25 protein-coding genes are annotated in these 20,272 nt (G+C 60.0%); 6 read left to right on the top strand and 19 right to left on the bottom strand.

The window, feature by feature from the left end; translation table 11 throughout:
• From ybgF to ybgC, 8 genes are all read right to left on the bottom strand, one after another.
• On the bottom strand, positions 1 to 1,008 hold the full coding sequence (gene ybgF / locus JJQ51_RS18465) for a tol-pal system protein YbgF (protein WP_069611822.1): 1,008 nt from the start codon (positions 1,006 to 1,008) through the stop codon (positions 1 to 3).
• Between the two features lie 161 nt (positions 1,009 to 1,169).
• The gene (gene pal, locus JJQ51_RS18460; protein WP_069611823.1) at positions 1,170 to 1,703 is read right to left on the bottom strand and encodes a peptidoglycan-associated lipoprotein Pal; all 534 of its coding nucleotides are present in this window, start codon (positions 1,701 to 1,703) and stop codon (positions 1,170 to 1,172) included.
• 153 nt (positions 1,704 to 1,856) lie between these two features.
• Positions 1,857 to 3,161, bottom strand: coding sequence for a Tol-Pal system beta propeller repeat protein TolB (tolB, locus tag JJQ51_RS18455; RefSeq protein WP_069611824.1), 1,305 nt, complete (start codon positions 3,159 to 3,161; stop codon positions 1,857 to 1,859).
• A 20-nt stretch (positions 3,162 to 3,181) separates the two neighbouring features.
• A complete protein-coding gene (locus tag JJQ51_RS18450) occupies positions 3,182 to 3,520 on the bottom strand; it encodes a TonB C-terminal domain-containing protein (RefSeq protein WP_269245058.1) in 339 nt (112 codons plus the stop codon).
• Between the two features lie 86 nt (positions 3,521 to 3,606).
• Complete coding sequence (locus tag JJQ51_RS18445; RefSeq protein ID WP_269245057.1) at positions 3,607 to 4,830, bottom strand: hypothetical protein; 1,224 nt, start codon at positions 4,828 to 4,830, stop codon at positions 3,607 to 3,609.
• A gap of 9 nt (positions 4,831 to 4,839) precedes the next feature.
• Positions 4,840 to 5,298, bottom strand: a complete 459-nt coding sequence (gene tolR, locus JJQ51_RS18440) for a protein TolR (RefSeq protein WP_113395228.1) — start codon at positions 5,296 to 5,298, stop codon at positions 4,840 to 4,842.
• Between the two features lie 27 nt (positions 5,299 to 5,325).
• Positions 5,326 to 6,048, bottom strand: a complete 723-nt coding sequence (tolQ, locus tag JJQ51_RS18435) for a protein TolQ (RefSeq protein ID WP_047629119.1) — start codon at positions 6,046 to 6,048, stop codon at positions 5,326 to 5,328.
• A gap of 416 nt (positions 6,049 to 6,464) precedes the next feature.
• Positions 6,465 to 6,920, bottom strand: a complete 456-nt coding sequence (gene ybgC, locus JJQ51_RS18430) for a tol-pal system-associated acyl-CoA thioesterase (protein WP_069611881.1) — start codon at positions 6,918 to 6,920, stop codon at positions 6,465 to 6,467.
• Positions 6,921 to 7,055: 135 nt separating this feature from the next.
• On the opposite strand from ybgC, the gene JJQ51_RS18425 reads away from it, so the two are divergent.
• From JJQ51_RS18425 to JJQ51_RS18415, 3 genes are read left to right on the top strand one after another with little or no spacing between them, the layout of a single operon-like run.
• Entirely contained in the window at positions 7,056 to 8,276 is a 1,221-nt protein-coding gene (locus JJQ51_RS18425; protein ID WP_269245056.1) for an NAD-dependent epimerase/dehydratase family protein, read from the top strand.
• On the top strand, positions 8,276 to 9,139 hold the full coding sequence (locus JJQ51_RS18420; protein ID WP_269245132.1) for a glycosyltransferase: 864 nt from the start codon (positions 8,276 to 8,278) through the stop codon (positions 9,137 to 9,139). Before JJQ51_RS18425 ends, JJQ51_RS18420 begins: the two co-directional genes overlap by 1 nt.
• A complete protein-coding gene (locus JJQ51_RS18415; protein WP_113355133.1) occupies positions 9,136 to 10,089 on the top strand; it encodes an NAD-dependent epimerase/dehydratase family protein in 954 nt (317 codons plus the stop codon). The genes JJQ51_RS18420 and JJQ51_RS18415 overlap by 4 nt, the downstream gene beginning before the upstream one ends.
• On the opposite strand, the gene JJQ51_RS18410 is transcribed toward JJQ51_RS18415, so the two are convergent.
• The 8 genes from JJQ51_RS18410 to ruvC form a co-directional block, all read right to left on the bottom strand.
• Positions 10,034 to 10,597, bottom strand: a complete 564-nt coding sequence (locus JJQ51_RS18410; protein WP_113355136.1) for a DinB family protein — start codon at positions 10,595 to 10,597, stop codon at positions 10,034 to 10,036. The genes JJQ51_RS18415 and JJQ51_RS18410 overlap by 56 nt on opposite strands.
• A 12-nt stretch (positions 10,598 to 10,609) precedes the next feature.
• Positions 10,610 to 11,119 carry an NUDIX hydrolase gene (locus JJQ51_RS18405; protein ID WP_269245055.1) on the bottom strand — a complete coding sequence of 170 codons (510 nt, stop codon included), beginning with the start codon at positions 11,117 to 11,119 and terminating at the stop codon, positions 10,610 to 10,612.
• A gap of 5 nt (positions 11,120 to 11,124) precedes the next feature.
• Positions 11,125 to 12,027: a metallophosphoesterase gene (locus JJQ51_RS18400; protein ID WP_113389143.1), complete on the bottom strand. Its 903-nt coding sequence runs from the start codon at positions 12,025 to 12,027 to the stop codon at positions 11,125 to 11,127.
• The gene (ruvB, locus tag JJQ51_RS18395; RefSeq protein ID WP_113250509.1) at positions 12,028 to 13,068 is read right to left on the bottom strand and encodes a Holliday junction branch migration DNA helicase RuvB; all 1,041 of its coding nucleotides are present in this window, start codon (positions 13,066 to 13,068) and stop codon (positions 12,028 to 12,030) included.
• A 153-nt stretch (positions 13,069 to 13,221) separates the two neighbouring features.
• Positions 13,222 to 13,836 carry a Holliday junction branch migration protein RuvA gene (ruvA, locus tag JJQ51_RS18390; RefSeq protein ID WP_113330350.1) on the bottom strand — a complete coding sequence of 205 codons (615 nt, stop codon included), beginning with the start codon at positions 13,834 to 13,836 and terminating at the stop codon, positions 13,222 to 13,224.
• 12 nt (positions 13,837 to 13,848) lie between these two features.
• Positions 13,849 to 14,262: a type II toxin-antitoxin system VapC family toxin gene (locus JJQ51_RS18385; protein WP_113330351.1), complete on the bottom strand. Its 414-nt coding sequence runs from the start codon at positions 14,260 to 14,262 to the stop codon at positions 13,849 to 13,851.
• A gap of 2 nt (positions 14,263 to 14,264) precedes the next feature.
• Positions 14,265 to 14,516 carry an AbrB/MazE/SpoVT family DNA-binding domain-containing protein gene (locus tag JJQ51_RS18380; protein WP_069611835.1) on the bottom strand — a complete coding sequence of 84 codons (252 nt, stop codon included), beginning with the start codon at positions 14,514 to 14,516 and terminating at the stop codon, positions 14,265 to 14,267.
• A 60-nt stretch (positions 14,517 to 14,576) separates the two neighbouring features.
• Positions 14,577 to 15,089 (bottom strand): crossover junction endodeoxyribonuclease RuvC, encoded by a 513-nt coding sequence (ruvC, locus tag JJQ51_RS18375; protein ID WP_015340996.1) that lies wholly within the window; start codon positions 15,087 to 15,089, stop codon positions 14,577 to 14,579.
• 190 nt (positions 15,090 to 15,279) lie between these two features.
• Here ruvC and JJQ51_RS18370 point away from each other — a divergent pair, with 190 nt between their 5' ends.
• On the top strand, positions 15,280 to 16,278 hold the full coding sequence (locus JJQ51_RS18370) for an LLM class flavin-dependent oxidoreductase (RefSeq protein WP_113395231.1): 999 nt from the start codon (positions 15,280 to 15,282) through the stop codon (positions 16,276 to 16,278).
• Positions 16,279 to 16,346: 68 nt separating this feature from the next.
• On the opposite strand, the gene JJQ51_RS18365 is transcribed toward JJQ51_RS18370, so the two are convergent.
• The 3 genes from JJQ51_RS18365 to JJQ51_RS18355 form a co-directional block, all read right to left on the bottom strand.
• Complete coding sequence (locus tag JJQ51_RS18365; RefSeq protein ID WP_269245054.1) at positions 16,347 to 16,784, bottom strand: DoxX family protein; 438 nt, start codon at positions 16,782 to 16,784, stop codon at positions 16,347 to 16,349.
• A gap of 105 nt (positions 16,785 to 16,889) precedes the next feature.
• Positions 16,890 to 17,351 carry a tetratricopeptide repeat protein gene (locus JJQ51_RS18360; RefSeq protein ID WP_269245053.1) on the bottom strand — a complete coding sequence of 154 codons (462 nt, stop codon included), beginning with the start codon at positions 17,349 to 17,351 and terminating at the stop codon, positions 16,890 to 16,892.
• 25 nt (positions 17,352 to 17,376) lie between these two features.
• Positions 17,377 to 18,351: an MBL fold metallo-hydrolase gene (locus tag JJQ51_RS18355; RefSeq protein ID WP_113355145.1), complete on the bottom strand. Its 975-nt coding sequence runs from the start codon at positions 18,349 to 18,351 to the stop codon at positions 17,377 to 17,379.
• 327 nt (positions 18,352 to 18,678) lie between these two features.
• Between JJQ51_RS18355 and JJQ51_RS18350 the strand changes: the two genes are divergently transcribed.
• Entirely contained in the window at positions 18,679 to 19,452 is a 774-nt protein-coding gene (locus JJQ51_RS18350) for a sigma-70 family RNA polymerase sigma factor (RefSeq protein WP_269245052.1), read from the top strand.
• Positions 19,449 to 20,252 carry an anti-sigma factor family protein gene (locus tag JJQ51_RS18345; RefSeq protein ID WP_113355148.1) on the top strand — a complete coding sequence of 268 codons (804 nt, stop codon included), beginning with the start codon at positions 19,449 to 19,451 and terminating at the stop codon, positions 20,250 to 20,252. Before JJQ51_RS18350 ends, JJQ51_RS18345 begins: the two co-directional genes overlap by 4 nt.
• The last annotated feature ends 20 nt before the right edge of the window (positions 20,253 to 20,272 follow it).

The raw sequence follows: 20,272 nt of genomic DNA, 5'->3' as shown, positions 1-20,272 counted from the left end.
TCAGCAGGCAAGCCGCTTCTCTTCGCTGGCAACCTTGCCGGTCACAGCCTTGGAGGCCTTGGGATAACGCTTGGTCACTTCGCGAAGCGTGGCGCAGGCCGTGTCCTTGTTGTCGAGCGCCGCAAGCGACATGCCGAGCTTCAGCAGCATTTCGGGCGCCTTTTCGGAGGTGCTATATTTCTGATGCGCATTCAGAAAAGTCTTGGCGGCCTCGTTATACTTGCCTTGCGAATAAAGCGCTTCGCCGAGCCAGAAATTCGCATCCGCAGCCCGGGAGCTGCTCGGGTAGCTGTCGAGATACTGACGGAACTCCTGTTCGGCGACGCTATAGTCGCCGGACAGGACATGACCGTAGGCAGCCTTGTATTGGTCGTTCTCGCTGCCGAGCGAAGCCGTCTGCGAGCCGGAGCCCGCGCTTGGCGGCGCGCCCGAACCATTGTTGGCCCCCGTCATCGAGGAACCGATCTGATCGCCGCTCTGGTCGAACTGGATAGAGCCAAGCTGGCTCGGCGGCTTGCCACCGCCGGCGCCGCGCGGCGCGGCGCTGCCGTTCTGCGAATCGGTGATGACGCCGGCAATATCGTCCTGCTGGCCGCCGCTCTGGGCAGGCACGTCGGCCTCGCTCTTCTTCATCGTCCCACCGGCAGCCGGCGCAGCACCGCCGCCGCGCTTTTCAAGCTGCTGGAAGCGGAATTCATTGTCTTCCTGCGCCTTGCGGATCGTCTCCTGCATCTGCAACAGCTGATAGCTCATTTCCTCGACACGGCCATTCAGCTGGCGCATCTGGTCCTCAAGCTGCTGCAGGCGAACTTCGGCATCGCTGTTTTGAACGTTGATGACCGGCGCCTGGCCGTATTGTGCTTGTCTTTGGGAATTGCCGGAAGCCGATTGCGCGGAAGCCTCGCGGCCCCCGAGATGGATTCCGAACAACGACAAGGCAGAAGCATCGCGTTCGCTACCCACGACGGCAGCGAGACAAAGCATGCTCGCCACGACAAGTTTTTTCATATGGATCGTCCTGTCCTATTGATTCTTCGGGCCGGAGGGCTCGAACAGGAGATTTTTACAATTGCTCTCAAAAAGCAACGGAGTTCGGCCAAAGTGTGGTCAAAAAAGTAAAGGCGGCCAGGAGGCCGCCTTTTGCATTTCGATCAGTCTTTCTTCGCCTATCAGGAGCCGGCGCCGTTGAGCACGGTGACAGCGCGGCGGTTCTGCGACCAGCAGGATTCGTTGTCGCAAGTAGCGACCGGGCGCTCCTTGCCGTAGGAAATCGTCTTCATGCGGTTCGCGGGAACACCGCGCGAAGCGAGGTAGTTTTTCGCAGCTGCTGCGCGACGTGCGCCAAGAGCAAGGTTGTACTCGCGCGTGCCGGTCTCGTCGGCATGACCTTCGACCGTGATGGAGTAGTTCGGATAACGGGCGAGCCACTGGGCCTGACGATCGAGCGTCTGGGCAGCTTCGGAGCTGATGGAGGAGCTATCAACAACGAAGAAAACGCGGTCGCCGACATTGACCGTGAAGTCCTGCGGCGAGCCCGGAGTAGCATTGCCGGCACCGTTCAGGCCAAGACCGTTGGCATCGTTCGGCAAACCCTTCTTGGAAGCGCAGCCAGCCAGAGAAAGGCCGACGAAAAGCGCGATCATGATCGGGTTGCGTGCGAGGTTTTGCATGTGGCCAACGGCCTGGGTTGCGGTACGGCTCATGGCCGGTCTCTCCTATAAGTCTCTATCAGGGTTGCCAGACTGTAACCGGGTTCGGTTAATCCGATTCCAACAAGTATGGTTAATGATGTCCTAAAATTGTCGCCAAACGGTCCAGTCACAGGACTTTGCGGCGATAAAGTGGCGAGCCCTTCATTACTCGAGAAGCGGCGACCATGCCGGGTCAGAAGCGAAGCCCGGCGTCGGGATCTTCTGTTCGTTATAACCGGTCAGGTCGATCGAATAAATTTGCGGCCCGCTTGCGCCGGACGGCGCGCGGAAGAACATGATGACGCGGCCGTTCGGCGCCCAGGTCGGTCCCTCACTGTAGGAGCCGGAGGTCAGGATTCGCTCGCCGGAACCGTCTGGTTTCATGACGCCGATGGAAAAATTGCCGCCGGCACGCTTGGTGAAGGCGATGAGATCGCCGCGCGGCGACCAAACCGGCGTGGAGTAGGAGCCGTTACCGAACGAGATGCGGCGCTGGTTGGAGCCATCGGCATTCATGACATAGATTTGCGGCTGTCCACCGCGGTCGCTTTCAAAGGCAACCTGCGTGCCATCGGGCGAATAGGACGGCGAGGTATCGATCGCGGCCGTCGAGGTCAGGCGTGTCGTGGTGCGCGAGCGCAGGTCCATCGTATAGATATTGGCATTGCCTTCCTGCTGCAGACTCATGATCACACGCTGCCCGTCCGGCGAGAAGCGCGGCGAGAAGGTCATGCCGGGGAAGTTGCCGACCAGTTCGCGCTGGCCCGTCTGCAGCTGCAGCAGATAGACGCGCGGCTGCTGGTTGGCGAAAGACATGTAGGTCACTTCCTGCCGGTTCGGCGAGAAACGCGGCGTCAGCACGAGGTCACTGCCGTCGGTCAGCATGCGCACATTGGCGCCGTCCTGATCCATGATGCCGAGCTGCGTCTTGCGGGCCGTCTTCGGGCCGCTTTCGGCGACGAAAACGACGCGGGTATCGAAATAGCCCTTTTCGCCGGTGATCTTCTGATAGATTGCATCGGCGATGATATGCGCGACACGGCGCCAGTTATCCGGCTGGGCGAAGAACTGCTGGCCGATCATCTGGCTGTTGCCGAACGTATCCCAGAGGCGGAACTCGGCGCGAAGGCGGCCGCCTTCCTGCGTGACGCGGCCGGTCACCAGAGCCTGCGCGTTGATCGAGGTCCAGTCCTGGAAGCGCGGGGTCGAATCCGGATTGGTGATCTTCTCGATGAAGGCCTGCTTGTTGATCGGAGCGAACAGTCCGGAGCGCTGCAGGTCGGCGGCGATCACGCTCGAGATCTGCGGGCCGAGCGTATCATTCGACAGAAGGTCTGTGATAGCGATCGGCATGGGCTGGACGTTGCCCTTGTTGATGTTGAGCTCGACCACGGCATAGGCCGGAGTGGATGCCACAGCCATCAAGCCTGCTAGCACCAGCAGGAGACGAACGAGGGAGTTTCTGATCATATGTATCAAGCCTTTCAGCATTAATTCGCCGGATCGCTGGCATCGAAGTTGACTACGACTTCTTTCCAGTCCTCATATTGATCTCTTGGCAAGTTCTTGAACGGGGCAGCCTGAAGCACGGCTCGCATCGCGGCTGCGGCCATGGCTTGCTGTGTTGCCTTGTGGCCACCGGTCACGATAAGCTTTGGCTCGCCCACGATCTCTCCGCTTCGATTGAGCTTGAGGTGCACCCGAACGTGGACATGCTTCGCTCCCTCCATGCCGGGAGCAAGATTCCAATTTTTCGCGACCTCATCGCGGATGCTGGCCCCAGTCGAATTTCCATGCGGCTGTGTAGGGTTCGCAGCCTGCGCCGACATGGAACCAGCTAACGTCATCCCCAAGGCCGCAACCAAGCTCATGCCGAGACGGGGACAGTGATTTGTCAAAAGCCGCACTCCCCGCATCACATCCCCAGATCCGCTGCGCTGAAGTTGACGACGACTTCCTGCCAATCCTCATATTTGTCCGCCGGAAGAATCGTCATGAACTCCGACTGCGCGCGAAGAACCGCGCGTACAGCGGCAGATTGCATGGCACCTTGTGTCGAAGCCGGTCCGCCGTTCGTCGTGGCTTCCGGCTGACCGACGATCTGTCCGGATTTGTCGAGCTTGAAGTGCACCTTGATTCGCACGTCGCCAGCGCCTTCAAGGCCGGGTGGGAGGTTCCAGTATTTCTGGATCAGATCGCGCAATCCGTCCTGTTGGCTCTGGCTGAGCTTTCCGGCGCCAAGCGACTTCTTGCCGCCAAGCGAAGCGACCTGGGTATCGGCGCCTGCGGAAGCCTGCTGCGATGAGCGCTTCGCGCCGCCTTTCGACGAGGTGTTGTTGAGAAGATCGTTGATCTGATCGGCGAGACCATCGTCAAGGCCTTTGCTGGAGGCCTTTGGAGTCTGGCGCTTCTTGTCGGCGTCCTTCTTGCCGTCGTCTGCCGAGGTGGTCTTGCTTGTACTCTGCGTCGTTGTCTTGTCCGTCGGCTTGGCGTCGGCGACCTTCACGTCCGGCTTCGGTGTCGGCTTTATTTCCGGCTTCGGCTCGGCAGCCTTCGGCGGCGTCGGCTGCGGCTTCACATCCGGCACAGGGACGTTGTTTGGCAGCTGAATTTCAGCTTGTTCCGTCGGCTGCGGCGTCGGCGGGGTCGGCGTTACATCGGCCTTCGGGGTCGGCGGCGTGGGATCGGGCTTCGGCGTCGGCACTACATCCGGCTTCTGCTGCGGAATGGCGGCCACTTCCTTGGGCGCAGCCTCCGTTTCCTTCTGTTCGATCGTCTTGACGTCGTTCGGCTTCGGATCGTCCTGCGGAACGGGCGCATCCACCTTTTTCGGCGCCAGGGCCGCAGTCTCGCTCTCCGGCCTTTGCGTCGGCACGACCGGGTTCTTGATGTCGACTTTGTTCTCGCCGGTATTCTGGGCGTTGGCGACCTGATCCTGCTTGGTCGTCGGCTTGCGTGCGGCGTGATCCGTCACCGGCGCCTTCTTTTCGCCCTGCTGCAGCTGATCCGCCGTCACGATATCGACATCCATCGCCGTGCTTTCCGGCGTCTCAAGCGGCGCCGGCGCACTCAGCGTCACCATGGCGCCGATCAGCACCAGGATGTGAATGACAGCAGAGGTAGCAAGACTGCGCTTCATGTCGGCTCGTCAGTGGTCCGTTATCTGCTGCGTAACCAGGCCGATATTCTTGTAACCGGCTTCCTGGATACGCGACATGACGTCGGCGATTACGCCGTAAGGCGCCTTGCCGTCGCCACGCACGAAAATGCGTTCGTTGTAGCCCGTGGTCGCGATCGCCTGCAGCTTGGCGGCGATTTCGGCGACGTCGATCTGCGTTTCCTGCAGGAACACCTGGCCATCTGCCTTGATCGAGATGGTGATGGGCTGGGTCTGGGCGTTCAGCGCGCCCGCCTGCGTTTGCGGCAGGTCGATCGGCACGCCCGACGTCATCATCGGCGCCGCCACCATGAAGATGATCAGCAGCACGAGCATGACGTCGACCAGCGGCGTCACGTTGATATCGGCGATCGGGCCGCCCCGGCCGCTGCCGCGACGACCGCCTCGACGGCCACCGCCGCCACCCTTGCCTCCAACAGACATTGCCATGTGAATTACTCCGGTTCTGTCCGCTACTTACTGTGCTGCCTGACGCGGCTGCAGCTTCTCATCGATCTGACGCGAAAGAATGGCGGAGAATTCATCCGCAAAACCTTCCATGCGCCCCGAGAGCTTGCCGGCATCGGCCGAGAACTTGTTGTAGGCGATAACCGCGGGAATAGCCGCGACCAGACCGATGGCGGTCGCGAGCAGCGCTTCGGCGATACCCGGCGCAACAACCGCAAGGTTGGTCGACTTCGAACCGGCGATCGCCTGGAACGAGGTCATGATACCGACGACGGTGCCGAAGAGACCGATGAACGGGCCGGCCGAACCGATGGTGGCAAGTGAACCCAAGCGGGCGACCAGATGTTCCGATTCACGCGCAAGCGTCACGTCCATGGCGCGATCGATACGCATCTGCAGGCCGATCGGCGAACGGGCGCCGCGCTCGAAGGATTTCTTCCATTCGCGCATGGCCGCGACGAAGATGGCGCTGAGGCCCGTATTGTTGCGCTCCGAAAGCGTGCGGTAGAGCTCTTCGAGCGACTGGCCAGACCAGAAGACCTGCTCGAAATGATCGAACTGCCTGCGTGCCCGCGCGTAGCTCAGATATTTGTCGATGACGATCGCCCAGGTCCATACGGACGCTGCCAGCAGGCCGATCATAACGAGCTTGACCACCAGGCCCGCCTGCATGAAGAGCGACCAGAGGGTGATGTCCGGTGTGGTGGCCGCTGCCAGTGCTACTTGTTCCATTGATCCAAAATCCCCGAATCCAAACGCCCGGCGCTAGACCGGGCGGCTAAAAGTGATCTCACAAGAATTGTTTGGCAGCCGCCGCTGAACGCCCTGGTCAAGCCTTCCAAGCTTACAACTGCCTTCTTGCCGTCAAATTTGGTCAAAGGAAGGCGTGCACCGCACAAACTCCGACATAACCAGTAAGACACTATTATGGTTAAAAGAATGTTAGCGTCGAAACATGAAGGATTTAACGGCGGCGAAGGTTATTCTAGCTCCAGGGAAGAACTGACCGGACGAAACCGGCGGCAAACGCAGACAAATCTTGCGCGGCGAATTCCTTCACATAAAACTCAAGTTATTGCAAGCTGCCAGTTGCCAATCACCGTCGGCCCTCGACGAGACCGTCGTCACCGATCGAGGAGAACTTGAGTTCAACCGGCACTTTCCGATGCGGTCAGCATCTGTGCCGCCAGCTTTTCCGGCAGCCGGCGCGGGCGCCCCTTGGCGTTGATGACAGCGATGATGACCTTGGCTGCTATCAGCAGCATATCGTCGCGCCGGATCTCCTGGGACAGTACCATCTTGGCGCCGCCAGCCTTTTCGGTGACGGTCCGGATCGTCAGCACGTCATCCATGCGCGCCGGCCCCTTGAAATCGATCTCCATGCGATGGACAACGAAAACCAGCCCCTCCTCGTCGGCATTCAGGAGTTCACGCTGTTCCACGCCGAGACAACGCAGATAGTCCGTGCGTCCCCGCTCGAGGAAATGAAGGTAGCGCGCGTGATAGACGAGCCCGGAAAAATCCGTATCCTCATAGTAGACTCGCTGCACCAGCCGGTGGCTTCCGGCTTCCAGTTCCCCAGCAATCAGAAAGGGGCTGTTCATCGTTGCCGCATCTCCTTGAATGTCCGGCACCTCTTTGGCCGAAGTTCTGCCATCAAGCAAGCTTTGAACAATTGTCATAAACTCCGACTATCCGGAATCGCACCGGCTAGCGGATCGGCATGGAAGGAAGATCCTATGAAAATTGCGGTTATGGGCGGTGACGGATTCATCGGTTGGCCAACCTCTCTTCACCTCTCCGACGCCGGTCATGAGATCCACATCCTCGATAATCTCTCTCGCCGATGGATCGATACCGAGCTGGGTGTCCAGTCGCTGACGCCGATGGATTCGATTCAGGAACGCACCCGCATATGGCACGCCGAAACTGGCCGCCGGATCCATTTCCACCTGATCGATTTGGCCAAGGACTATGAGCTCCTGAAGAAGTGGCTGGCCGAGCATCGCCCCGATGCCATCGTGCATTTCGCCGAGCAGCGCGCCGCCCCCTATTCGATGAAGAGCGACCGGCACAAGAACTACACGGTCAACAACAACGTCAACGCCACGCATAATCTCCTGAACGCGCTCGTCGAGCTCAACCTCGACTCGCATCTCGTGCATCTCGGCACGATGGGCGTCTATGGCTATTCGACGATCGGCGCCGCTATCCCCGAAGGCTATCTACCGGTCGGCATCGAGACGACCGATGGCCGCACCGTCAGCCAGGAGATCCTCTATCCGGCCAATCCTGGCTCCATCTACCATATGACGAAGTGCCTCGATCAGCTGCTCTTTCAGTTTTATGCCAAGAATGACGGGCTGAGGATTACCGATCTGCATCAGGGCATCGTCTGGGGGACCCATACGGAGCAGACGCGCCGTCACGAACAATTGATCAACCGTTTCGACTATGACGGCGACTATGGAACGGTGCTCAACCGCTTCCTCATCCAGGCGGCGATCGGCTATCCCCTAACCGTGCACGGCACCGGCGGCCAGACCCGCGCCTTCATCCATATCCAGGACTCGGTGCGCTGCATCGAACTGGCGCTAAAGAACCCGCCGGCCCGCGGCGCCCGCGTCGAAATCTTCAACCAGATGACGGAAACGCATCGCGTGCGCGATCTTGCCGAGATGATCGCCAAGATGAGCGGCGCTGAGGTGGTCCGCCTGCCCAATCCGCGCAAGGAGGCTCCGGAGAACGAGCTGATCGTCAAGAACGACAAGTTCCTCGATCTCGGCCTTGCGCCGATCACATTGGAGGCGGGTCTTCTCGGCGAAATCGTTGATGTCGCCAGGAAATATGCCTATCGCGTCGACCGCTCGCGCGTCCCGGCCATCTCCGCCTGGACCAAGGATCTCGCCGCGACGGTCAACCATGATCCCGAAGGCAAGAGGTTGAAATCCGTGTCATGATGCCGGGTAGCGAAATGCTGCAGGGATTGCGCCCGCAAACCCGGCCCCGCGCCGGCCAGGCGTTTGTGACACTGGTCACGAACGCCGACTACGCGATGGGTGCCGTTGCGCTGGCGCGCTCGATCGTCCACAGCGGCACCAAGGCCGATATCGTCGTGCTGCATACGGAAGGGGTTAGCGAAAACGACCTCGCCCCATTGGCAGCACTCGACTGCCGGCTGGTGGAAGTCGAGCATCTTCCCTTGTCGGATGCCTTCAACGAGCGGCATGCCCGCGGCAACCTGCACACCGCCGCCCCCTTTACCAAGGGTCGCAAGCCTTCCTTCCACACGCCGCTCGACAATTTCTGCAAACTGCGGCTCTGGCAGCTGATCGAATATGACACTTGTGTCTTCATCGATGCAGATGCTCTGGTGCTGCGCAATGTCGACAGGCTCTTCGACTATCCGGAATTTTCGGCAGCACCGAATGTCTACGAAAGCCTTGCGGATTTCCATCGGTTGAATTCCGGCGTCTTCGTCGCCAAGCCGTCGCTTGCGACCTTTCGGCACATGCTGGAACGGCTCGATCGCCCCGACGTCTTCTGGCGGCGCACGGACCAGACCTTTCTCGAGGCCTTCTTCCCGGATTGGCACGGACTGCCCATCTTCATGAACATGCTGCAATATGTCTGGTTCAGCATGCCTGAGCTCTGGAACTGGAACAGCGTCTCGATCCTGCACTATCAATATGAAAAGCCCTGGGAGGAAAACCATCCCAAGGCCGAGCAGCTGAGACCGCTGATCGAGCTGTGGCATAGCTTCCATACCGGCCGGGACCTGCCCGATATCGCCACACTTACAAATCCGCAGGCCGCGGCATGAAGGTCCTCATCTCGGGCGGAACAGGCCTCGTCGGCCGATACATCGCCGAAGAGCTGCTATCAACCGGATACAAGGTTGCGATCGGCGGGCGCAATCCGCCTCCCTCGGGCCTCTTTTCGCAGCCTGTCTCTTTTGTCCCCTTAAGCCTTGATCCGACGGGAAATCAGAGCGGCGCTTTCGACGATGCCTATTTTTTTGTGCACGCCGCCTTTAGCCATGTAGCCGGTAAATATCGCGGTGGCGAAGGGGAAGATCCGGAAGGCTTTCGCCGGCTCAATCTCAATGGGACGGTTAAGTTGTTCGAGACGGCGCGGAAGGCCGGCATGCGTCGCTGCATCTTTCTCTCCTCCCGCGCCGTCTATGGAGACGGGATTTCCGGAGAGGAGCTGACCGAGGCGATCAAGCCGATGCCAAACACGCTCTACGGCGAGGTGAAGCGCGACGCCGAACATGCACTTTTTTCTCTGTCCGCACCCGGTTTCATAACCGCGAGCTTGAGGGCGACGGGCGTCTATGGTGATCTGCGACCGAACAAATGGGACGATCTCTTCGGCGACTATCTGAACGGCAGGCCTGTTCCGTCGCGCGCCGGAACCGAGGTTCACGGCCGCGACCTCGGTCGTGCGGTTCGTCTTCTGCTGGAAACGGAAGCCGGCCGCATGGACGGTGAGGCCTTCAACTTATCGGATATTCTGACCGACACGCACGAGATCCTTAGCCATCTCCAGACAGCAACCGGCTGTCCACACGCGCCGCCAGTTCCAGCGGAGCGCGGCGCAGTCAATGTCATGGATACGTCAAAAATCCAAGCCCTTGGCTGGCGAGGCGGCGGAAAGGCCCTGCTCAAGCAAACAATAGAGACACTGGCTAAATCGGCGCACCAAAAGGCCGGTATCAACGCATCAGCTTCGTTTCGTCCCAACCAAGCGCTGCCAATTCATCGCCCCTGAAGCGCGCATCGTCTGAAACGATGAACTCGTCGAGCTGCGGCGGCGCGACGCTGGTTCCGGCCAGCATCGCATGCACCTGCCCGCGATGATGCGTCTGATGCTGGAACAGATGGTTCAGCACATCGTCCGCCCTCTCGCGCTGGATGCGGCCGTCGCGTTGGATATCGATGATCCGCATCGCAGTCTCCGGCGTCAGCGCCTCGCAGAACGCGACCAGCCTGCGATCGACATCGGCCTGTTCCCGGCTCAGCTCGTCCAGCCGATCATAGGGCTCCTCGATGTCAAAAGCTCTGAGGCCCAGAGTCCCGCCTTCCAGCGCATCGACATAGAACCAGTCCACCGTCAGAATATGATTGAGGGTTGCCTTGATCGACGGAAAGAAGCTCACGCGCTTGGCCTCGAATTCGCCGGGCCGCAGGGCCGCACAGGCACGATGCAGTCGGACATTCGCCAATGCGCTGTTATAGGCAAGCTTGCGAAAGCTGCGAACCGGATCGAAAGCGGACATAAAGCCTCCTCCTCAAGCCTTGTCGAGATCACCATCCCGCCAGACAAGATGACGAGACATCAGCGGTAGGTTTTCGATTTCTTCGGCGATGAAGTAGGGTGGGATATCAAGCGCCACCAGCGCTTCCCGCGTCGCTCGTACCCATTTGAACTCCAGCTCATCATCACCATCCTGGATCCGATGCACGATCTTCGTGGGATCGAAGGGAAAATCCGTCGGAATCTCCATCAGGTAGTAGAGGCCGAGCTCATGCCAATCCATCTCTTCGTAATGGAAGAAATTCTCGACCGACCAGAGCAGACGCCTGACCGTAACCTCGACGCCAAGCTCCTCAACCATTTCCCGCCGTAACGTCTCCTCCGAGGTCTCGCCGATCTCCGCCCGACCGCCCGGAAAGGTCCAAAACGTCTCATGCGCGGCGCGATGCACCAGGACATGGCCGTCGCGAAATCCAAGCCCCGCGATGCGCATCTGGAAGCGCTGGGAACCGGCATTCAATCTGATGAGCTTGCGTTTCGACATGATCCCTATCCCACGTCGATCACGACGATTTCAGGCGGCACGCCGAAGCGTACCGGCGCGATGGAGCAGCCAAGGCCGCCGGACACGATAATATGGCGCTCCTCCTCGACGATATGGCCATAAACATACCGGTCACCGTAACGCGAGGGCGAATAAGGCGACCAGCCGAAAATCCTCACCTGCCCGCCATGCGTATGCCCCGACAAAGTGAGCGAGACACGCTGGGGAACGGCAGGAAAGATATCGGGCTCATGGGCGAGAAGGATGACCGGTGCGTCGTCGCCGATCTGCGCCATCGTGTCGCCGAGATCGTCCAGTCCTTTGGTAAGCGGCCTCTTCCAGCGCATGCTGCGGCGCAAGGCCAACTGGTCCTCGACGCCGGCAAGCCAGAAGCCTTGTCCATTCTTCTCCAGGCGCGCCGCGCGATTGGAATAGACTTCAATACCGACAGCTTCCAATGCCCGATGGCTGAATGTCGGGCCACGGCCGGTTCTCTGGGCGGTCGCGTCATGCCACCAGTCGTGATTGCCGATAATGGCGTGGACGCCAAGCGGCGCCTTCAGCTTCGCGAGCTCTGCCGCCCAGACGCGATGATCGACACGGCTGGTAATGAGATCTGTTCCTGACGTGTAATCGCCGAGCAGCAAGATGATGTCGCCACCAAGCTCATTGGCGCGGGCACAGATCGATGCGATGCGCTCGGCATTCATCCACGGCTCGCAGGCATGGAAATCGGCAAGCGCGACGATCCTGAGCTTGAGCCCAGGCGCCCATCCGGGTGGAGTCAGCGCATAACGCGTAACGTTGAGACGAACGACCGGCTCGTATCCGAGGGCATATCCCCCGAGTGCCATCAATCCGAATATGCTGCCGCCGAAAAGCTTCAGGAAGGCACGACGGCCGAGCATTCAATCTTCCTCCCGGAACAACCCGAACTGCGCGGCCTCCAGATCCTTGGGCGGCTGCATGCCGAGATGTTTCCAGGCAATCGCGGTCAAAACACGGCCGCGCGGTGTACGCTGAATAAAGCCCTGCTGGATCATATAGGGCTCGATAATATCCTCGATGGCATCCCGCGGCTCGGAAAGCCCGGCTGCAATAGTTTCGATACCGACAGGCCCGCCGCCAAAATTGACCGCGATCATATTGAGGTAGCGCTTGTCGAGCTGGTCGAAACCAACATTATCAACGAGAAGCCGGGTCAAGGCCTCGTCGGCAATCTCGCGCGTCACCGCTTCGACCTTGGCGACTTCGGCGAAATCGCGCACGCGACGCAGCAAACGGCCGGCAATGCGCGGCGTGCCGCGAGCGCGTCTTGCAATCTCGCGCGCGCCCTCGTCGGTCATACCGAGGCCCATCAGCCTGGCACCGCGCCGAACGATCAGCTCCAGCTCCTCCACCGTATAGAAGCTCAACCGCACCGGAATGCCGAAACGGTCACGCAGCGGCGTTGTCAGCAGGCCGAGGCGGGTAGTCGCGGCGACCAGCGTGAACTTGGCGAGATCGATCTTCACAGAACGCGCCGCCGGCCCCTCGCCGATGATCAGATCGAGCTGGAAATCCTCCATGGCCGGATAGAGGATTTCCTCGACAGCCGGATTGAGACGATGGATTTCGTCGATGAAGAGCACGTCCCGCTCTTCTAGATTGGTGAGCAGCGCCGCCAGATCGCCCGCTTTGGCGATGACCGGGCCGGATGTCGAGCGGAAATTGACGCCGAGTTCCTTTGCCATGATCTGCGCCAGCGTCGTCTTGCCAAGGCCGGGCGGGCCGACGAACAGGACATGATCCAGCGCCTCACCGCGGCCCTTGGCCGCTTCGATGAAGACCTTCAGATTGGCGCGCGCTTCCGCCTGGCCGGTAAACTCGTCCAGCGATTGCGGCCTGAGCGTCGCATCGATGTCTTCGCCCCGCTTTTCCGGCGATATCAGACGTGCGGCTTCACTCATGTCAGAGGTTCCATTCCCGGTATGCGTTTCGCAGGTCCCGCGCCGAAGGCAGCATTCGTTCTGCCGCACTCAAAATAGTCTTCGACAACAAAGCACCACATGTCGATCTCCCGACTTTGCGACAATAGTCAGGATTGCGGAAGGTGCAAAGCCTCACCGCGACAGTTCCTTCAAGCCGAGCCGGATCAGCTTTGCGCTGTCGGCGCCCTCACCGGCCGTTTTCATCGCCGCGGCAATGGCGTTGGCTGCCTGATCGCGGGAATAGCCGAGATTGGTGAGCGCCGAAACGGCGTCGGCAACAGGTGCTGCGGCAACACCCTCCCCAAGCTCCTGCTTGAGCCCGATATTAGCGGCATCACCGGCAAAGGCGGGTGCCTTATTTTTCAGTTCCGTCACGATGCGCATGGCAACCTTCGGACCGACACCCGGCGCCCGCGAAACGGCGGCGCGATCCTGCAAGGCGATCGCATTGGCAAGCTCGGCCGGCGTCAGCGTCGACAGCAGCGCCAGCGCCACCTTCGCGCCGACGCCTTGAACCGTCTGCACGATGTTGAACCATTCGCGTTCCAGCGCCGTCATGAAGCCGAAAAGGCGGATCTGGTCTTCGCGCACATAGGTCTCGATGAAGAGAATGCAGGCCTCGCCGATGGAACCGAGCTTCGACAGCGTCCGGGCCGAGCAATAGGCGACGTAGCAGACACCGTGCACGTCCACGAGCACATAGTCCTCGCCGATCTCTTCGATTGTGCCTTTCAGCTTGCCGATCATGGATAATGTCCGTCAGGGATGGGTTTCTGGGGTGATGAGGTCGAGGGAGGGGAAGTAGGAGCGGTAGCCCTTGGGATCTCGCGTCAATATAGAGTAGCCCCGCACTGCAGCGTGTGCTCCGATCAGAAAGTCTGGAAGAATGTGCTCTTTCCCACCGCCAGCCTGGCGATAGACCCTAAAAGCCGCCGCTGCGGCGAATGCTGCTGGCCAGGGAAGGCTTTCACGGCGAAATTCACTTTGCGGCAGCAGCTCATCCACTTGATCCATGCTGCTATAACGCACCGAGAATTCCGCATAGATGATGGGATTGATAACCACCGGTCCTCGCTTGAAAGCGGAAAGAACCTGCCCACTGGACCAGCCGTGCCAGGCTGAACCAGATATCGCCAGGTCAACCAACACATTTGTGTCGACGATGGTGACCATGCCTACCGGTCACGCGTCATCGACATCAGCGCTTCGGCGTCAATATCCTGATCACCGGTGCCTTCCAGGCGCTTGAGGGTTGCCATGAACCGATCGAGCCGCTGCCGATCCTCGATCTCTCGCTTGCCGTTCTTGGGCGAAACAACCAGCTTTCCATCCTCGATGGAGAATATGACCTCGCTATTGAGCTCTATGCCAGCCAACTGACGCAAGTCGCGGGGGATGGTCACCTGTCCTTTGGATGTCACACGCATTCTTACTCTCCAATTACAGAGTAAGAATTATCATTACCGTAAGAACAAGTCAAGAACAAACTATCCTGCCAACGCCGCCTGCCGCAGCCGGCTGGCACCGCGGTTGTGGGCATGACAGACAGCAATGGCGAGCGCATCCGCGGCGTCATTACCCTTGAACTCGACCTTGGGCATCAGGATCTTCAGCATCATGTGGATCTGCTGCTTTTCGCCATGGCCGACGCCAATGACGGCCTTCTTGACCGCATTTGGCGCATATTCCGACACCGGCAGGCCGGCGCGTGCCGGCACCAGCATGACGACGCCACGCGCCTGGCCGAGCTTCAGCGTCGCCACCGCATCCTTGTTGACGAAAGTCTGTTCGACGGCCGCCTCATCCGGCTTGTAGCTGTGAACGACATCAGCGAGCCCGTCATGAAGCTGGCAAAGGCGGGATGCGAGATCCATGTCGCCATCCGAGGTCACGGTCCCCGACGCCACGAAGCGCAGAGAATTGCCAAGTGTATCGATGATACCCCAGCCGGTGCGGCGCAAGCCCGGATCGATGCCGATGATGCGAATCGTATTCTGCATGGGTCACCCTATCTTTCAGGCCTGACATGTGCCAGCAAAATGTGAACAAAACAAAAACAAGGCCTGGATTGGGTTGCCGGAGCCGCGCTGAAAACATCGTGACGAAATTGCGGCGTCAGGGTTTGGAATGAGGAAGTCGCGCTCCTACATGTGCTAGCGACCCTCCCTTCCACCACGCAGGTTTCTTTCCATGGTTCCCTTTTCCATCCTCGATCTTTCGCCCGTTGCCGAAGGCAGCACCATCAGCCAGTCCTTCGAGAGCTCGAAGCGCATGGCGCAGAAGGCGGAAGAACTTGGTTACAACCGATTCTGGCTCGCCGAGCATCACGGCATGCCGGGTGTCGCCAGCGCCGCGACATCGGTTGTCATCGGCCATGTCGGCGCGGCAACCTCGCGCATCCGCATCGGTTCGGGCGGCGTCATGCTGCCGAACCATTCGCCGCTCGTCATTGCCGAACAGTTCGGCACGCTGGAGGCCCTGTTCCCCGGCCGCGTCGATCTTGGCCTTGGGCGCGCACCGGGCACCGACATGCGCACCGCGCAAGCCCTGCGGCGGAATATCGAGGCCGGCGCGCAGAGCTTCCCGCAGGACATCGTCGAACTGCAGCATCTCTTCAGTCCAGCCGACGACAACCAGATCATCCTCGCCGTTCCCGGCCATGGCGCCAACATCCCCATCTGGCTGCTCGGCTCCAGCCTTTACAGCGCCCATCTCGCCGCCATGCTCGGCCTGCCCTATGCCTTCGCCTCGCATTTCGCGCCGGAAGCCCTGATGGATGCCATCGCCATCTATCGCGAGCGCTTCACGCCTTCGGCCACATTGGACAAGCCCTATGTCATGGTCGGCGCGATGGGTGCTGTGGCGGATACGGATGACGAGGCGCAATATCACTTCACCTCCGCACAGCAGCAATTCGTCAATCTCCGCCGCAACGTGCGTGGCCCCTTCCCGCGCCCACGCAGCGACATGGACGATTTCTGGACGCCGATGGAAAAACTGAATGTGGAAAATACGCTGCGCTATGCCGTCGTCGGTTCGCCTGAGACGGCCGAAAAGAAGATTTCGCAGTTCATTAAGGACACCGAAGCCGATGAAGTGATCATTTCGATGCCGATCCATGACATCGAAGCACGGCTGAAATCCGTGGAACTCTTCGCAACGCTTCCGAGCTTCAAGAAGGTCTCCTGATTCTCGGGGAAAACAGTTCAGCCGGTGAGCCAAATCCCTTTGTTCGGCTCACCGGACAATCGACGGGCTCAAGCCACGAGCCTCGCCTTCCAATGACGGCGGATGAGCATGTCGAGCGACAGCTTGCCGGCGCCGGCGACGATCAGGGCAAACATACCGCCCGCGATCGCCAGATCCTTTTCGAAATGCAGCAATTCGTTGTGGCTGGCGAAATTCGTGTGAAAGAGCATTGCCGTCAACAAGCAGAACAGGCCCAAACCGAATGCCGCCAGGCGGGTCATCAACCCGAACGCAATGGCAAAGCCGGCGCCAAGTTGCAGCACGATGGTTGCAATCGCGACGGGAGCGGTGACGCCAAGCTTGGCCATGGCCTCCAACGCAACGTCAAAATTGCTGGCAAGTTCGATGCCCTCTTCCAGGAAGAGCAGCGATAGCAGCAGGCGGCCGAACAGCAATGCCATATCGGCCATATTCACAAGAACGGCATTCTCCTCTTCGAATTCCACGGCCTTTCTCCTTCCCGTCGATATCCGCGCGGCTTCCGATTCTGTCCGGCAGCATCCCCTCGACATGATCGAGTGAGATGCCGCCGGATCGGTTGTCGTTGCAGGTTAGTTGGTTCCCTTGACGGCGATCGCCTTGGTCAGATCCTCAAGCTCCTCGCATCCACTAGGGCAAAGCTTGGTGAGCGCTGCCAGTTGCTCGCGGGCCTTTGGCATATCTCCGGTTTCGAGATAGAGTTCGCCGAGATATTCATGCGCGCCTTTGTGATCGGGCTGCAGCTCCAGGGCCTTGGTGTAGTAGGTGAGCGAAGTCTTGAAGTCGCCGGTCTTGCGCAGGGTGAAGCCCATCAGATTGTAGACATCGGCCTGCTGGTGCTCCTCGGCGATATCGCGAAGCTCGGCAAGTGCGCCGGCATAATCCTTCGCGTCGATCTTGGCACGCACAGAGGTCAGGTCCGGCGCATCGGTCGATTCCATATTATCGACGGCGAAGGCGACGCCTGCCGTTGCGGCGGGCAGGATGGCGACGGCGCTTAAGGCGGCGATCGCGAAAATGGCATGTCTGAACATGGTAGTTGCTCCTCTTTCTGGCCGCTCAGGCCTGGATGGTAGGGGTGAAGCCGTAGGCATTGCCGTCCTTGACGAAAGTGCCGGAGCCTGGGAACGGGAAGTGCGAGCCGCAAATCCTGATCTTGTCGGCAATGACGCGGTCGATCAGCCTGCGGCGGGTGGCGACGGCCATCGGGCCGTCCTGGTCGTAGGCGCCTTCCCATTCCGGATGGGGTGCAAGCAGCGCCGGCACATACATGATGTCGGCCGAGACCATCAGCTGTTCGCTGCCGCCGTCGATGAGGAAGACCGAATGGCCGGGTGTGTGACCATAAGCGGCGAGCATATGCACGCCCGGCACTACTTCGGCATTGTCGTCGACCAGCTTCCAGTTCTTCCATGTCGGAAAGACGGAGGCGATGCGCCGGCCGGCTTCCTTGCGCCCCTCCGCCAGCTTGTCGACACGGCCGGGATCGGTCCACCAGTTGTATTCGGCCGCGTTGACGATCAGCTCGGCATTCGGAAAGACGGCCGCATTCGTTCCCTTTTCCATCAGGCCCCAGACGTGATCCGGATGGAAATGCGAGATCATGATCGTATCGATCTTCTTGTAGTCGATGCCGGCGGCAGCCATGTTGGCCGGCAGATGTGTGGCATTGGTTTGCCACTGTCCGACACCGGAGCCGGCATCCATCATGATCTTGCGTCCGCCGATATCGAGAACGACGACGGTCAGCGGAATGGGCATGAAGTCGGTGGTAAGGCCGGCCTTGGAGAGCGCTTCCTTGGTATCCTCGACGGAAGCATTCTTGATGAAGGCCGGATCGTGCGGTTTGCGCCAGATGCCGTCATAGATGGCTGTGACCTCGATCGAGCCGACCTTGTATTTGTAGAAGCCGACCGTCGGCTCCAGCGGGGTCGCGGCAAAGGCTTGCGGGATGAATTCGAGCTTCGACGACAGCCCGAAGGCTGCCGCAGCTGCAGCCGTGCCGAGCACGGCGCGGCGGGTCATATCAAACATCGCAATATCTCCTCAGGGTTATGGCTTTTCGGGCCAGGCGGAGGTCGCAAGCAATTGCGGCCGTCCACTGAGGAAGAAGATCGATGGTGATGAGCGCTTATTCCCCCTCGACCGAGGATTTCTTGCAAGCCATTGAAATTCATTCGATTATTTTAGCAGCGGCAGATTGAACGGATGGGATGACGGACATTCCGCATTCCCTCGCGTTGAATTTTTTTCATCCGACCGGGAATAAAACCCGCGCAAGCGCGATCTAGCCTCTCAGGCAACATTGCAAGCGCCTTATCCGAAGCTTACAGTCGGCATCGGCGTTTTGCGGGGATCATGATGACAGACGCCCGACTTGTAAGTTCGATGACGCTCGGCGGCCAGCTCCACCCATGGACATGGCACTCGCCGCAAAACACCGCGATCAGCCGGTTTGCGCGATTTCTGGCTCGTCTTCATAGTTTCATCGCCGAAGTGAAGCCCGGCAATCACGTCGTCCAGATGGCGGTCGCTCAATCCACTGCCGGCGCGGCGCCATTGAAACGTGTGATCGTCTCGCCTGACGAGAGCATGCGCCGCTTCCAACAAACGATCATCCCGCATCTCGACGCCGCCTATAATTTTGCGCGTTTCCTGAGCCGCGACGCCGATGCCGCGCAGGATATCGTGCAGGAGGCATATCTGCGCGCCTATCGCGGCTTTGGCGGCTTTCGCGATGGCGATGCCCGCGCCTGGACCTTCACCATCGTCCGCAACTGCTATCACGCCTGGCTGCAGGAGGGGCGGCGCAAGAGCCGCTATGAGCAGCCGATGACGGACGAACGGGATTCGGATGAGGGCTTGTCCTCTCCTGATCCTGCCTCCGAAGAGGACACGCCCGAGGCCGCCTTCATCCGCAAGTCGGAAACGCAGCGGGTGCGCGAGGTCATCAACCGGTTGCCTGATGCCATGCGCGAGGTTCTGGTTCTGCGCGAACTCGAAGATCTCTCCTACAAGGAAATCGCCGAGATCATCGACGCACCGATCGGCACCGTCATGTCGCGCCTTGCCCGCGCCCGCCGCGATTTCGGTGAAGTCTGGCATAGCCTCGAAGGACCGGAGGCGGCACGATGAGCGGCGGAGACCATAATGATCACGGCGAGTGGAACGAGCTGCTGCACGGCTTCATCGACGGCGAACTGGACGCGGCCAATACTGCCCGTTTCGAGGCGCATCTGGCGACCTGCCGGGACTGCGCCGGCGAGTTGGAGAATGCCATGATGGTCAAGCGTCTTTCCGCGCGCGAGGGTGTGAAATGGCAAGCGCCTGATACCGTCCATGCCCGCGTGCAGGCGGCACTCACGCTGGAGCAATCCATGATGAGGCGTGCAACCGGAGCCCCGAGCCAAACGGAGAGCCCATGGCAGCGCGTTTGGCGATTGGTTCGCGAATGGAGCTTCGTGCCCTCGCTTGCCGTTCTCGCCGTCAGCCTCATGCTGGTACTGAACCTTCCGCAGCAGAGCCAGACGATCGAAGATCAGCTTCTCGCAAGCCATGTGCGCTCGATGCTCGCAGATCACCTGACCGACGTGCTGACCTCGGACCAGCACACGGTCAAACCATGGTTCAACGGCAAAATCGATTTCTCCCCGCCCGTGGTCGATCTCGCCACACAGGGCTTCCCTCTCGTCGGCGGCAGGGTGGATTATCTCGACGGCCGGGTGGTGGCGGCACTGATCTATCGCCGGCATGGCCATGTCATCAATCTCTTCATCTGGCCCGGTGCTGCGGGAGCCAAAACCAATGCCGAGAAGGATGGTTATAATTTCGCCGAATGGCATGCAGATGGGCTGGTCTTCTGGGCGGTCTCCGATGTCGCCGCATCGGATCTCTCCACCTTCCGCGACGATTTTATCCGCGCGACAGCCCCATAACGCAGAAAGCCGGCCGCATC

The sequence above is a fragment of the Rhizobium sp. AG207R genome, assembly GCF_027109195.1.
Lineage (GTDB): Bacteria > Pseudomonadota > Alphaproteobacteria > Rhizobiales > Rhizobiaceae > Rhizobium > Rhizobium dioscoreae.
This window is presented reverse-complemented; position numbering and strand designations above follow the sequence as displayed.